This window comes from Rhodococcus sp. 1168, assembly GCF_002091955.1.
Taxonomy (GTDB): Bacteria; Actinomycetota; Actinomycetes; order Mycobacteriales; family Mycobacteriaceae; genus Rhodococcoides.
Genome location: NZ_MKKY01000079.1, coordinates 82,580 through 95,951, shown reverse-complemented (window position 1 = coordinate 95,951; position 13,372 = coordinate 82,580). Strand labels below are relative to the sequence as shown.

At 63.6% G+C, this 13,372-nt stretch carries 16 protein-coding genes; 4 read left to right on the top strand and 12 right to left on the bottom strand.

Annotated elements, in window-relative coordinates:
* Positions 1–49: 49 nt before the first annotated feature.
* Positions 50–862, top strand: a complete 813-nt coding sequence (locus tag BJI47_RS18095) for a TspO/MBR family protein (protein ID WP_254900676.1) — start codon at positions 50–52, stop codon at positions 860–862.
* On the opposite strand, the gene BJI47_RS18090 is transcribed toward BJI47_RS18095, so the two are convergent.
* The gene (locus tag BJI47_RS18090) at positions 788–1,528 is read right to left on the bottom strand and encodes a GAF and ANTAR domain-containing protein (RefSeq protein ID WP_176224948.1); all 741 of its coding nucleotides are present in this window, start codon (positions 1,526–1,528) and stop codon (positions 788–790) included. The genes BJI47_RS18095 and BJI47_RS18090 overlap by 75 nt on opposite strands.
* A 254-nt stretch (positions 1,529–1,782) precedes the next feature.
* Between BJI47_RS18090 and BJI47_RS18085 the strand changes: the two genes are divergently transcribed.
* On the top strand, positions 1,783–2,643 hold the full coding sequence (locus tag BJI47_RS18085) for a 3-hydroxyacyl-CoA dehydrogenase (protein WP_088945041.1): 861 nt from the start codon (positions 1,783–1,785) through the stop codon (positions 2,641–2,643).
* Between the two features lie 225 nt (positions 2,644–2,868).
* Here BJI47_RS18085 and BJI47_RS18080 read toward each other — a convergent pair whose 3' ends face one another.
* The 4 genes from BJI47_RS18080 to BJI47_RS18065 form a co-directional block, all read right to left on the bottom strand.
* The gene (locus BJI47_RS18080; RefSeq protein WP_088945040.1) at positions 2,869–3,249 is read right to left on the bottom strand and encodes an Lsr2 family protein; all 381 of its coding nucleotides are present in this window, start codon (positions 3,247–3,249) and stop codon (positions 2,869–2,871) included.
* 248 nt (positions 3,250–3,497) lie between these two features.
* Complete coding sequence (locus BJI47_RS24775; protein WP_254900675.1) at positions 3,498–3,788, bottom strand: hypothetical protein; 291 nt, start codon at positions 3,786–3,788, stop codon at positions 3,498–3,500.
* 193 nt (positions 3,789–3,981) lie between these two features.
* Positions 3,982–4,251, bottom strand: a complete 270-nt coding sequence (locus BJI47_RS18070; protein WP_084347360.1) for a metal-sensitive transcriptional regulator — start codon at positions 4,249–4,251, stop codon at positions 3,982–3,984.
* A 118-nt stretch (positions 4,252–4,369) separates the two neighbouring features.
* Entirely contained in the window at positions 4,370–4,951 is a 582-nt protein-coding gene (locus tag BJI47_RS18065) for a helix-turn-helix domain-containing protein (protein WP_088945039.1), read from the bottom strand.
* A gap of 78 nt (positions 4,952–5,029) precedes the next feature.
* Between BJI47_RS18065 and BJI47_RS18060 the strand changes: the two genes are divergently transcribed.
* Entirely contained in the window at positions 5,030–6,106 is a 1,077-nt protein-coding gene (locus BJI47_RS18060; RefSeq protein WP_254900674.1) for an NAD(P)/FAD-dependent oxidoreductase, read from the top strand.
* Between the two features lie 2 nt (positions 6,107–6,108).
* Positions 6,109–6,765, top strand: a complete 657-nt coding sequence (locus BJI47_RS18055; RefSeq protein WP_254900673.1) for a class I SAM-dependent methyltransferase — start codon at positions 6,109–6,111, stop codon at positions 6,763–6,765.
* A 70-nt stretch (positions 6,766–6,835) separates the two neighbouring features.
* Here BJI47_RS18055 and BJI47_RS18050 read toward each other — a convergent pair whose 3' ends face one another.
* The 7 genes from BJI47_RS18050 to BJI47_RS18020 all read right to left on the bottom strand — a co-directional run bounded on the left by BJI47_RS18050 (position 6,836) and on the right by BJI47_RS18020 (position 13,363).
* Complete coding sequence (locus BJI47_RS18050) at positions 6,836–7,246, bottom strand: DUF302 domain-containing protein (protein WP_088945036.1); 411 nt, start codon at positions 7,244–7,246, stop codon at positions 6,836–6,838.
* Positions 7,247–7,286: 40 nt separating this feature from the next.
* Positions 7,287–7,517 (bottom strand): YgaP-like transmembrane domain, encoded by a 231-nt coding sequence (locus BJI47_RS18045; protein WP_088945035.1) that lies wholly within the window; start codon positions 7,515–7,517, stop codon positions 7,287–7,289.
* Between the two features lie 29 nt (positions 7,518–7,546).
* Positions 7,547–9,613 carry an MMPL family transporter gene (locus tag BJI47_RS18040; RefSeq protein ID WP_254900687.1) on the bottom strand — a complete coding sequence of 689 codons (2,067 nt, stop codon included), beginning with the start codon at positions 9,611–9,613 and terminating at the stop codon, positions 7,547–7,549.
* Positions 9,614–9,832: 219 nt separating this feature from the next.
* Positions 9,833–10,849: a zinc-binding dehydrogenase gene (locus tag BJI47_RS18035; protein WP_088945033.1), complete on the bottom strand. Its 1,017-nt coding sequence runs from the start codon at positions 10,847–10,849 to the stop codon at positions 9,833–9,835.
* Positions 10,846–11,667 (bottom strand): phosphonate ABC transporter, permease protein PhnE, encoded by an 822-nt coding sequence (gene phnE, locus BJI47_RS18030; RefSeq protein WP_088945032.1) that lies wholly within the window; start codon positions 11,665–11,667, stop codon positions 10,846–10,848. The genes BJI47_RS18035 and phnE overlap by 4 nt, the downstream gene beginning before the upstream one ends.
* Positions 11,664–12,458 (bottom strand): phosphonate ABC transporter ATP-binding protein, encoded by a 795-nt coding sequence (locus BJI47_RS18025; RefSeq protein ID WP_088945031.1) that lies wholly within the window; start codon positions 12,456–12,458, stop codon positions 11,664–11,666. Before BJI47_RS18025 ends, phnE begins: the two co-directional genes overlap by 4 nt.
* Positions 12,455–13,363, bottom strand: coding sequence for a phosphate/phosphite/phosphonate ABC transporter substrate-binding protein (locus tag BJI47_RS18020; RefSeq protein ID WP_088945030.1), 909 nt, complete (start codon positions 13,361–13,363; stop codon positions 12,455–12,457). The genes BJI47_RS18025 and BJI47_RS18020 overlap by 4 nt, the downstream gene beginning before the upstream one ends.
* Positions 13,364–13,372 lie beyond the last annotated feature (9 nt).

The window sequence follows — 13,372 nt, the reverse complement described above, 5'->3', positions numbered from 1 at the left end:
GTGTACCTGATGCCCGTTTGCGAACGGTCGATCCGAGCATTGACCCGTTATGAAGGTCGGGGTAATAGTCAGCGCCATTGCGGCGGTCATCGGTTCGTTCATCGGCTCGGGTGCGTGGGTTGGCACTCCCATCGCAGAAGCCGCAGGCGGTGCGCTCAGCGCCACGTCTACGCTCGTCGCGCCTGCTGGGACTGCATTTTCGATCTGGACGGTCATCTACTCAGGATTCTTCGCGTACGCGGTGTGGCAGGCGCTGCCCGGGCGAAGCGAGCGCCACCGTCCCCTCCGACTGCCGATTGCGGCGTCCATGCTCCTCAACGCCGCATGGATCCTGACCATTCAGGTGGGACTGCTGTGGCTGAGCGTGTTCGTCATCGCAGCGCTGCTCGCGGTCCTCGCCCGCGTGTTCGTCCTCCTTCAGCAGCAGCGCCCCGAGAACCGGCTGGACGCGGTGATCACGGACGGAATGATGGGCGTCTACCTCGGCTGGGTGTGCGTGGCGACCATCACGAACGTGACGGCATGGCTCGTCTACCTCGGCGTCACCGGCGGAGCCACCTTCTGGGCAGTGGCAGTCCTGATCCTTGCAGCTCTGGTGGCAGTCGGGGTGGCCACGTACTCTTCGGGCGCTCTCGCGCCGACGATCGGGATCGTCTGGGGATTGATGTGGATTGCCCAGGGCCGCCTCGCCGGTGACGTAATCAATGCCCGCGTCGGATGGGCGGCAGCGATCGCAGCATTGGTGGCGGGGATCTACACCGCCGTCGTCAGGCGCCCCGCGCAGCACCTATGGAGCGAGGGCTTTCGGCCGCCAGGTCGGGACGTTCCCGGTGGAGGCTGTCTCGGCCGCGACGTCCCGTAACTTGTGGTTGGTGTGCGAGGAGGCCACGACCAGCATGTCGAACGCGGCGTCCCGGGTGAGCTTGTACCGGCTCATGACTATCCCGACGGCGATCCCGATTTCGCGGTTGGTGTCCACCGCCATCGACAGCTGATCGTTGCGGTCGCCTGCGTCGGCATTTTTCAGTGCCACGGCGGCGTGGTCGGCGTAGATGGCGCAGTCGTAGAGGATCTCGTCGGTGAAGAAGTCCTTGCGGGCGCTGTAGAAGCCCATGACACCCAGCTCGACGCCGCCGAGGATCAGATAGAAGCTCGCGGTCGACCGGATCGAAGTCTGCTTGGTCATCAGTTCTCGATACTGTGCCCACCGCGGATCGTTCTCGACATCATTGTTCACGATGGTGCCCTTGGTTGCAAGAACGGCTTTGGTGGCGGACTGGCCTGTGCGATCGGCGACCTCGGCGGCCTCGGCGACCGTTCGTCGATCGCTGGCCGCAATGATCCGTAGCCGACCGTTGGCGCGAAGGGTGGTCACCGCGGCGCCGACGCAACTCATGGTCGTGACCGCGAGGTCGACGACGCGCTGTGCGGTCGGGCCTGCTCCAGGGTGTTGCGCCAGGTCCCAGGCCAGCGACGCGAATCGGTATCCGGCGTCCCGTCGCGATGGTCCGTGTGTGTCAACGGTCATGCCCCCGATTCGGAATGATCCGAATCTCGGCCTTGTTGTTAGTGACGTTGATGGACAAAGAGTTTCGCCGACGATTGCATCCGTGCCGGATCTCTCGAACATTCGATGCTCGGCCTCGATCGAGAATCTGGCGTATGTTGAGAGCTGGCTGAACTCCGTAGGAGAGCAAGTGTGTGTGCCACACCCTCTCCCGCGGTGAATCTTTGACATCGCTCGGTGAACGATGACGAATGAATTGCAGAGGAGACCATCAGATGACTGACATCACCAACGTGACGGTATTGGGGACAGGCGTTCTCGGGTCGCAGATCGCGTATCAGACCGCCTACCATGGATTTTCGGTCGTAGCATATGACATCGACGACGAGGCGTTGGCCAAGGCGAAGGTGCAGTTCGACAAGCTGGTCAAGGTGTATACCCAGCAGGTCGAGGGTGCGGCCGACGGCAAGGCAGAGGCCGTGCTGGAGCGGATCACTCTGTCGTCGAACCTGGAGGAAGCTGTACAGGCCGCAGACTTGGTCATCGAGGCCGTTCCCGAGGACCTCGAGATCAAGCGCGATACCTACTCCAAGATCGGCGGTTTCGCCCCCGAACACACGATCTTCGCGACGAACTCTTCGACGCTGCTTCCCAGCGACTTCATGGACTCCACCGGTCGTCCGGAGAAGTTCCTCGCCCTGCACTTCGCCAACCAGATCTGGGTTCGCAACACCGCCGAGGTGATGGGCACCTCGAAGACCGACCCCGCGGTGTACCGGACAGTCGTCGACTTTGCATCCGCAATCGGCATGGTCCCGATCGAACTGAAGAAGGAACAGCCCGGCTACGTGCTCAATTCCCTCCTCGTACCGTTCCTCGACGCGGCCGGACTCCTCCTCGTCGACGGAGTCTCCGATCCGGAAATGATCGACAAGACGTGGCGCATCGCAACCGGCGCTCCGCTCGGCCCATGCCAGATCTACGACATCATCGGACTCACGACGCCGTACAACATCGCCTCTCAGGGCAACGAAGATCAGCGACGGTTGGCTGCTTTCCTGAAGGAGAACTACATCGACAAGGGAAAGCTGGGCATCTCCACCGGAGAAGGCCTGTACAAGTACCCGAAGAGCTGACCTGCTTCGCGTGGCCGGCCCCTGATCGCTTGAATGGCGCCCTCGAGTTATCTGATCGTATGAGTGGACCATTGAAGCGATGGGGGCGGGGGCGAACGAACAGGGTCAGCACACAAATACCGAACAATTCCCGCGAACAACGGCTACCGAAATAGAAATTGTGGTCTTTGTCATGCCGACTCGAGGCACCTGGCTGACCAGTAGGCAGGCCAGGCGCGTCGGAATCTAGCTGGCGTTTGCTGTTTCGTATGCTTCGACGATGTCGGCGGGAATGCGTCCGCGATCGTTGATCTCATAGCCGCCGTCCGATGCCCACTGGCGAATTGCACGGGTTTGAGCGGGGTCGCGTTTGGTCGTCGGTGCCGAGGAAGATGCGGCCTTCGGTGCGACGCCGGCTGATGCTACTTTGCGCTTGCGGCCGCCGACGCGGGTTGCGTGTCCGACGTACAGTTCGAGCCGCTTGCGGAATTCGTTGGCGTTCTTGGTTTTCAGGTCGATGACGTAGTCGACGCCGTCGAGGGAGAACTCGATCGATTCGCCTTCGCCCTCGTCGATCGCTGTGCCGTCGATGTCGTCGACCAATTCATAGATTACTTGCTTCGCCACGGTGCGAGATCCCTTCGAGGTGTGTATTCCTCTCGAGAGTAGCGAACAAATGCGGCTGGCGCGAAAACTGAGAATGGACCGATATGCCCGTTTCGGGTGGTGTAAAAGAGTGGATGGTGTTCAGACGCTAAGTATCGAGCTATTCCCCAGTCCATTCACTAGTTAGAATTACCAGAGTTGCCGAATAGTTGTGGTTGTGGCCCACAGAAACACGGGCTCGCGGGTCGGAATAACTGAACGAACCGGTATCAATCGCCATCGTATTGTTCGTAACCGATGTCTCCGTCGCGACGCGTTTCGCCGAGGTAGGGCGCGCCGTCGGGTAGGTAGGCCAAGCCGGTCGAGTCGATGAGGCCGCCCACGATGAAGGACAGGCATCCGCTGTCGGTGGGGCGGACCGAACGGACCGCGCATGCCTCGATTCGGAGGCTGCCCGTGGATTTCGTGCAGTCCTGGGCGACGGTTTCCAGTATGCCCTTCGATACCGCGAATGCGCCTTTCGAAGGTACGGACAACAAGACGAGTGCGGCTGTGATCACGACTATGGCCGGTGCAACTGCGGAACCAGCCGATCCGTGCGAGTACGAGTCATAGTGCGCCCAGGAACCGCAAGGCGGCAGAGGTCAGTGCGTAGACGGGAAGAGGACGACGGGTGGCGTGAAGGTGGAGAGGATCACTGAGCACACCACTGCTACCAGTACCGCGAGGGCCCCGTCAGCCACTTCCAGACGATCAAGCCAGCGCGAGGAAGAGCTTCTCGAGTTCGGCTTCGGTCATCGGTTCGGTGTTGTCGGCGGTCTCGCCGGTGATGCATTCGCGTAGGCCGGTGGCGACGATTTTGAATCCGGCTTTGTCGAGTGCGCGGGAGACGGCGGCGAGCTGGGTGACAACGTCTTTGCAGTCGCGTCCGTTTTCGATCATGCCGATCACGCCGGCGAGTTGGCCATGGGCGCGTCGCAGTCGGTTGAGTACCAATGCGATGCTGTCTTGGTCGCCGTTCATGTCGGACTCCTTCGGATTGTGCTGGGTGTTCCTCCATAGTACCCCTGGGGGCATAGAAGGCGGTGATGACGCCCTCTGAGCAGCAGCGTTCCGGGCGGTTGTGTCATCTCCTCGGGCGTCATTGCTCCGATCGGGCACGAAGGTGTGCGCGCTCACCTTGCTGGCCGAAGAGGATGATCAGTTCGGCGGATGCGTCGGCTGCGGTGGAAAACCAGTGCGGGACATGGGTATCGAATTCGGCTGCTTCACCGGGGACGAGTATCAGATCTTGGTCGCCGAGAACGAGTCGGACCCGTCCGTTGAGTATGTACAGCCATTCGTACCCTTCGTGGGAGGAAGGTATCGGCGTATCGCCGAACCGTGCCGCCGGGATGATGAGCTTGTGCGCCTGTACTCCGCCGGCGCGGCGAGTGAGCGGGAGCCATGTCATCCCGTAGCGGGTCACTGGCTGCAGGTGAACCCGCGGGTCGCCTGTCAACGGGCCGCCGATCAGTTCGTCGACCTGCATTCGGTACGTCCTCGCCAGTGCGAGTAGTTGCTCGAGGGTGGGTTGGCGCTGCCCCGACTCCAACCGAGACAGGGTGCTCTCGGAGATCCCGGTGGCCGCGGAGAGGTCGGCGAGTGTGGTCTCTCGTTGTTTGCGCAGGACCCGTAGCCGGGGCCCGACTGCGCTGATGGTCTGCTCCAAGTAGGTGCTCATGTCGGAGTTCATGCCTTCATCTTGACAGCTCAGCAAGAGAACTTGTCGCCGAGGATGTGGGCAGTTCATATTTGCACAATGACCGGACAAGACATGAACAATAGATCCCTTACCTGGGATGTTGCAGTGATCGGTGGTGGTGCCGCCGGCTTGAGCGCAGCGGTGACACTGGCGCGTTCCCGACGCTCGGTGATCGTCATCGATGCCGGACACCCCCGCAACGCGCCCGCCGAAGGAGTACACAATTTCCTGACTCGGGACGGCATCTCCGCGACGGAGTTGACTGCTGTCGGTAGAGACGAACTGATGTCCTACGGCGGTACGGTGATCTGCGGAAGTGCTGTTGCTGCCCAGCGCACCGAGACTGGCTTCGCAGTCGATCTGACCGACGGGCAGAGGGTGCGCGCCCGTAAGCTTCTGGTCGCCACCGGACTCACCGACACACTCCCCGACATCGCTGGACTGAGTGAGCGGTGGGGCCGTGATGTGCTGCACTGCCCGTACTGCCATGGATGGGAAGTGCGGGACCAGGCCATCGGGGTCCTCGGTACCGGGCCGGCCGCCGTGCATCAGGCACTGATGTTCCGTCAGCTCAGTGATGATGTCACCTTGTTTTTGCACACAGCTCCGGAACCGACCGAGGAGCAGTGGGAAGCGCTCGCCGCCCGCGGAATCTCGGTGATCGACGGCCTCGTCACCGACGTGCTCGTCGACGACGACCGCATGACGGGTGTCAGGTTGGGGTCAGGCGACACACTCGCCTGCCAAGCCTTGGTGGTTGCGCCGCTTTTCTCCGCGCACTCCGAGGTGCTCGAGTCACTCGAACTGAATCCAACCGAACAGCGAGCGGGTGAGGCGCTCCTCGGCTCCGTGTTCGCCGCAGATTCGAGCGGAGCTACGCAGGTGCCCGGCGTATGGGTGGCCGGAAATGTCACCGATATGTATGCCGGAGTGATCAATTCGGCAGCGGCAGGTTTCACCGCAGCGGCGGCGATCAATGCGAGCCTCCTCGACGAGGATGTGCGTCGCGCCGTCGCCGAGAGGCGAACTGCCCCGACGGCACCTGATGTGTTCTCCGCCGCGGCAGAAGCGGAAGTGTGCGAACGAGTTCTGGGCGCCCGACGTCATGGATTCTCCACCGAAGCGAAGGTATGACAGTGACGACACATGAAGATGGCTCTACCGTCCCACGCCCCGCGTCCGAGTCTTTCTGGGAACCGCACTACCAGAGGAACATTCGACCATGGAGCGGTCTACCCAATGCCGTGCTCGCCGATATCACTGCCGACCTGACTCCGGGGTCGGTATTGGATATCGGTTGCGGCGAAGGCGGGGACGCACTCTGGCTCGCAGGCAAAGGATGGAAGGTCACAGCGGTCGATGTTTCTGCCACTGTCCTCGAACGCGCCCGCGCCCAAGCTGCTGAACGGGGCCTCACCGCCAACGTGACCTTCGAGAAATGCGACGTATCGCAGTCTCTGCCAAACGGATCGTTCGATCTGGTGTCCGCACAGTACTCCCACACCCCGATCGACATCCCCAGGGAGCAGGTCCTCCGCAGAGCGGCAGAGAGCGTCGCAATGCAGGGTCTGCTTCTGATCGTCGATCATGCTTCGACTGCCCCCTGGTCCTGGAACCAAGACCCCGACGTTCGGTTCCCGACACCACAGGACACCCTGGAAAAGCTCGGCCTCGACGAGAACCACTGGCAACCGATACGCGTCGAAGCAGCGCAGCGAACCGCATCGGGACCCGACGGGCAGAGAGCCACGGTGACCGACAACGTCATCGCGCTCCGCCGCGCAGATCGCTAGCTGTAGTGCCTGCGTCCTAGGACGCAGACGGGGGCGGCCAGGATGAACCTGGCCGCCCCCGTCGGTTGGATCAGGAGTTCTTGCCGCCGAGGGCGGAGATCGCTGCCTGCAGCTTGGTCGTCGCTTCCTGTGCGACGGAGGACAGTTCGGCTTCGCCGGTGACCTCGACCATGATGGCAGGGTTCATTGCCTCGACGAGGAACGATCCTGCGGTGTTGGTGTCGGCGCGGACGAGGACGTTGCAGGGGAGCAGCAGTCCGATCTGGGGCATGACGCCGACCGCGCGGTGGGCGAGGTTCGGGTTACAGGCGCCGAGGATCAGGTACTGCTCCATGTCTTCGCCGAGCTTGGCTTTCAGGGTGGCCTGCATGTCGATTTCGGTGAGGACGCCGAAGCCTTGCGCGGAGAGTGCCTCTTTGGTTTTTGTGACGGCGGTGTCGAAGTCGGTATCGGTCAATGTGGTCGATAGTGCAATGTTCATAAGTGGTTCCTTTCGGTTGTGAGCGGCCCTTGTAAAAGGACTACCCGTTTCGAGCGTTACGAAGACTGGGCACGCCGGCCTTGGAGAGGAGCAGGCTTGCCGGGCACCATCCGACTGCAGCGTAGAGGCCCAGGTTTGCTGCGGCGAAGGCGCTCAGGAACCGCCAGCGTGGGGAGCTGGTTTCGCCGAGGACCAGACCGGTGGTGACAACGGCGGCCGCGAGGGCGGGAACGGTGCGTTCGATGGGCCAGCCCGAGAACTTGTCGATCATTTTTCTCTCCGATCTTCTGTACAAAAATGTCAGTGGGAAAAGCTGATGGACGGCAGAACCTTGCGGAGCCATGCCGGTGACCACCAGGCCGCGTGGCCGGTCAGGCGCAGCATCACCGGGAGCAGGATGAGCCTGATCAGCACTGCGTCGAGTAGGACTGCGACGCCGAGAATGATGCCCATTTCTTTCGGTGGCAGCGGGTCGGAGAGCGCGAAGGTGAAGAACACCGCGACCATGACCGCTGCTGCCGCGAGGATGACGCGACCGGAGTGGGCGAGGCCGTCGACCTGGGCGATCTTTGCGTCACCGGACTTCTCGTAGTGCTCCTTCGCGGTGGCGAGGAGGAAGACGGTGTAATCCATGGCGATGGCGAAGATCATCGCAAAGAAGAACACCGGTCCCCAGCCGTCGAGGAAGCCCTGTGGGGTGAAGCCGAGCAGGGATGCGCCGTGACCGTCCTGGAAGATCAGCTTCGCGACACCGAATGCGGCGGCGGTGGACAGCAAGCTGACGACGGTACCGAGCACCGCGATCAACGGAGCTTGCAGTGCGACGAGCAGCAGAATGAAGCCGAGGACGAGGATGATGCCGATCACCAGCGGCAGGTAGTCGTTCAGGGCCTGCTGCAGGTCCAGGTTCTCCGCCGGTGCGCCGCCGACCAGTGCGGACTCCGGTAGTTCGGCGCGGAGGTCGGTGAGGATGGTGCCCATCGCTTCATCCGAAGGATCGACCGTCGGAAGTGCTTGTAGCAGTGAGTATCCCGATCCGTCCATGGCGGTTTGGGGTGGGGTGACCATGGCGATTCCGTCGACGCCTGCTGCCGCTGTTGCGGTCTGCTGGGCATCGGCGTCGGCGACGACTATCTGTAGTGCGCCGGGTGCTCCGTCGCCGAACTGTGTCTGGACCAGTTCGTAGCCTTGGCGGACGGGTGCGTCCTCGGGGACGACGGCGATGGACGGCATCGCAACCTTGAGCCCCAGGACTGGCAATGCGAGTGCGATCAAGATGCCGACGGAGACGACTGCGAACGGCCAGGGGTGCTTGTGGAGCAGTTCGCCCCAGGCCGCGAACTTCGGTGAACGATGCGTTTGGCGTTTGGCGTAGGGCAGGGAAGCGGCGTTGACCTTGGGGCCGAGGGCGCCGAGCGTCGCCGGCAGCAATGTCAGGGTGGCGACAAGGACGAAGAACACTGCGAGCATGATTCCGACGGCCATCGTCCGCACCGCGGGGGCAGGGACGAGTAGGACTGCGCTGAGGCTGACCAGCACGGTCAGGCCGGAGAGCACCACGGCTTTACCGGCGGTGTCCATGGTTTCGGCGACCGCGGCCCGCGGATCGGACTTGCGTAGGGCGTCACGGAACCGGGCGACGATGAAGAGGGCGTAGTCGATTCCGAGGGCGAGGGCGAACATCATTGCGAAGTTCATCGCCCACACCGAGATCGGTGTGACCTGGTTCAGCAGGACGAGGCCACCTGCGGAGGCGACGAGTCCGGCGACGGTCAGCAGCAACGGTAGGCCAGCGGCGACGAGGGAGCCGAATGCGAGCACCATGATCGCCAAAGTGACCGGCCAGGAGATCAATTCGGCCTGGATCATCGCGTCGTGGTTGGCTTTGTTGAAGTCCGACCACAGTGCGGATGATCCGGTGGGGTAGACCTCGATGCCGTCACCGGACAGTGCGGTCAGGTCCTCTTTGACGTCGTCGACGGCTTTGACCATGTCGTCGGTGCTGGCATTGGCGCCGGCGATGACGATGCCGGTGTGCTGGTCGGGGCTGATCGTCATGCCTGGTTGTGGGGCGATGATCTCGCCGAACCGGGCGTCGCCGTCGAAGACTCCGGTCACCGCGGCGAGTGTCTGCTGCACTGCGGGGTCGTCGATCGTCGCGGTGTCGGAATGCACCACGACCTGCACTGCAGCCGAGGAGTTCCCGCCGAAGTGTTCTTGCGCTAGCTCGCGGACCTGGACGGACTCGGAGCCGTTGGCCTGCCATCCCGCTCCGGCGAGCGAGGTGAAGACAGACGGCGCGGCGGACCCGAGGGCGACGAGAGCGATGAGCCAGACTCCGAACACCCACTTGCGACGGGTGACCATGGTGCTGCCCAGTCGGCCGAGTATGCCGGGCTTTCGGTGCTGTTGTTCTTCCGATTCACGACGTGAATCCGGAACGGTGTCCGACTCGGACATCAGCTACTCCTATACGGGTGGGGGTATGCGACCAGCAGTGGTCAGGTCAGCGGTGGCTCTGTTGCTCCACTGTCGCACATACCGAGGGGGGTATGCAAGTACCCCCGGGGGTACCCCGTCTGTGAGCTAGCCTACGGCACCCCGCACAGCGGACCGTCCGGAGACGAAGGCAGCGTCGATCTCTTCGAGCGGATGAGGCATTCCGACGGCCGTAGCCAGTAGTTGCGCCGCCGGTGTGCGCTGCAAGAACTTCACCGCCTCGACGAGGTCGGCCGGTGCGTAGTTGTGGCTTCCAACGATGGTGACGAGGTTCCGCACAAGACGTTCAGGATCGAATTCGACCGCTGAACTGGGGAACACCGATCCCACCAACGCGATCCGGCCACCCAGGTCCACCACGTCGAGTGCTGCGGCGACGGAAGACGAGCTCCCGGACAGTTCGAAGATCGCATCGGCTCCGCGGGCTACCTCGGCCAGCTCCTCCGGCGCGCACACCGCGCTCGCCCCGATGTCCGAGGCCGCTGCTCGACGGGCCGGGTCCGGATCGCAGGCCACCACCGATGCGGCCCCGCGGTCGAGGGCGTAGGCCACTGCTGTGAGCCCGAGCATGCCGCAGCCGAGGACCGCCACGGCGTCACCCGGGGAGAGGCCGATTCGACGCGCCGCGCAGACGACGGTGGCGGTGGCGCACCCCGCGGGGGCGAGGAGCGTCGCGGGCAGATCTTCCGGTACGACGACGGCGCGCGTCCCGGCCAGGAGGTGTATGTGAGTTGCGAAGCCGCCGTTGAGAGTCCACCGGTCGCTGATCGCGGTGTGTCCGTACTTGCGGAGGTCGACGCATTTCTGCGGTACCCCGCGCACGCATCTCCTGCAGGTGTCGCAGGCTGTACCGACAGTCCACACCACTCGATCTCCGACGGCGACGGTCGCGTCCGCGCCGATGCTGACCACGCGCCCGACGCTTTCGTGCCCGAGGACGGTGGGGACCGGTGTGCTCCGATGCCCGGCGACGGTGTGCAGGTCGCTTCCGCACACCGTGGACAGTTCGATCTCGACGAGGACTTCACCATCGGCCAAGTCCGGGAACGGCACCTGTTGTAGGGAGAACGAGGTCCCCGACCACACGGCCGCGAGGGCGGTCATGCCCCGAGGCGCTTGCGCACTGCACCGCTGAGCAGGTCGACGGCGACGACGAGTACCAGAACCATCAGGATGTAGGTCATCATTTCGTCGAAGCGGAACAGTGAGATCGACTGGTTGATGAGGAATCCGATACCGCCTGCGCCGACCAGTCCGAGAACGAGCGAGGACCGGACGTTGACGTCGAGCCGGTAGAGCAACAGCCCGACGAACTGCGGAACGACCGTCGGTAGGACTACATGTGCCGCTACCTGCGTGCTCGACGCTCCGGCGACGCGTAGTGCGTCGATGGGTCCCTGGTCGATCTCTTCCATCGCTTCGGACCACAGCTTGGCCATCACTCCGGTGTTGTGCAGGATGATCGCCAGTACACCAGCGAACGGTCCGAGCCCGACGGCGGTGACGAAGATGAGCGCGAACACGATGTCGGGAACCGCGCGCAGGAACGACATGACGGCGCGAGCGGCCTGATATACGAAGGGGTTCCGGTTCGTCGACCGTGATCCGAGGACAGCGAACAGGACCGAGAACGGGATGGAGAACGTCGTGCCGACGAGTCCGATCGCCAGCGTGACCAGGCATGCCTCGATACCAGGTTGCACCACGGTCGTCCACGAAAAGTCCGGTGGGAAAGCAGAGCCGAGGAACGAGGCGATGCCCTGCCACCCGCTGATGAGGGCGGTGGCGGACACATCGGTTTCCTCCACCGCCCAGATGTGTACGGCGATCAAGCCGAGGACGAGGGCTGCGCCCCCGATCAGGCCCATTCGGCGACGCGGGTGAGGGGGGACCTCGAGGCGTCGGACTTCGAGAGTGGTCATCGGTCGGCTCTCTCGGATGGGCTGTAGAGCGCGGCGACGGTGTCGTCGTCCAGGTCGTAGGCCGTGCAGGAGAAGGAGATTCGGCCCTGATCGAGCCCGACGATGCGATGGCAGTGCCGTCGCGCAAGATCTGGTTGATGCAGTACCGCGGCGACGGCGATGCAGTCGGAGGCCAAGGACTGCAGCAACGTCATGACCTGTTCGGCCGAGGCAGGGTCGAGGGCCGAGACGGGCTCGTCGGCGAGGAGGACGGGTGCTCGTTGGCAGAGTGCGCGGGCAATGGCGACGCGTTGTTGTTGGCCGCCGGAGAGTCGGTCGGCGCGGTCGTGTGCTCGGTCGGCGAGCCCGACGCGGTCGAGGCATCCCATCGCCTCCTCCCGCAGGGCACGCGGGAATGCGAGGGTGGACCACGATCGGCGGAGCGACAATCGCCCCAGCGCGCCCGCGCAGACGTTGTCGAGGACCGACCTTCGCCCGACGAGATGAATCTGCTGAAACACCATGGCCGCCTTGCGGGCACGGCCATGAGTCAGTGCGGGTTCGCCGCCGATCTCGATGCTGCCGCCGTCCACCGACGTCAGGCCTACGACGCATCGCAGCATCGTCGACTTGCCGGATCCGTTGGCGCCGAGGATGCCCACCAATTCCCCGGCGTGAACGTCGAGGTCGACGCCGTGCAGGACGGTACGGTCACCGAAGGAAGTTCGCAGCGCGCGGATCGACAACGCGGGGGCGTCGCGCTCGAGAGCAACTGCGCCCCTTGTTGTTTTGGACAACACGTCGGCGGTCATTCCGCGTCCTTGGAGGTGAGGCCTAGGGCTTCGGCGAGGTCGAACAGTGGCTGGTACGTGCTCTTGTCCACGGGAAGGAGCTGTCCGGCCGGGTCGACGTCGAGCAGAGCTCCAGCCTCGGCGACGACGTCGGGCGGCAGGTCCACCAGGGTGTCGGCGACGGCTTTCTGGAATTCCGGACTGGTTCCGCCTGCGACGGTGATGGGGTCGTTGGGGATCGGGTCCGAGGTCCACACCTGCCGGAACTTCGAAGTGTCGAACTGGCCTTCCCCGGTGGAGGTCGCCAGCTGCTGGGAGTTGATTTCGGCGGCGTCGACCTTGCCGTTGGCCAATGCCAGCAGTGCCTCGGGGTGCCCGCCCGCATAGGTGATCTTGACGTCGTTGTCCTGCATTCCGCTCTTGCGCAATGCCATCCGGGGCAGTGCATCACCCGAGGTCGATCCGGGCTCGGAGAGGGCAAGAGTGCGTCCGCGAAGGTCATCGATCGAGCTGATGTCGGAGTCCTTGGGCACCCAGATCCCGGCCGTGTAGGTGGAGAGCTGACCGTCGGCCGTGCCGAAGGAGGCGAGTGCGCGGGCGTCGGCCTCCTGGCTCGCGAATACGTAACCGAGCGGGCCGAAGACACCGAGCTCGAGTTGCCCGTTGCGCATGGCGAGGACCTCGGCGGAGTAGCTGTCCACCACGGTCACCTCGACCGGGCAGTTCAGCTTCTCCGAAAGAGCTTCGCCGACGACCTGGAACGCTGGGGTCAGTTTTGCGGGATCCTCGAAAGGCTCCACACCGAAGCGGATCTTCCCGTTTGGGCAGGTGGGAGTGCTTGCGGCGGAGTCGGAGCTTTCGCCACAGGCGGTGAGGGTAAGTGTGAGTGCGGCGATCACGAGGGCGGCGTGGCGGGGCTTGAACATGGGTTCTCC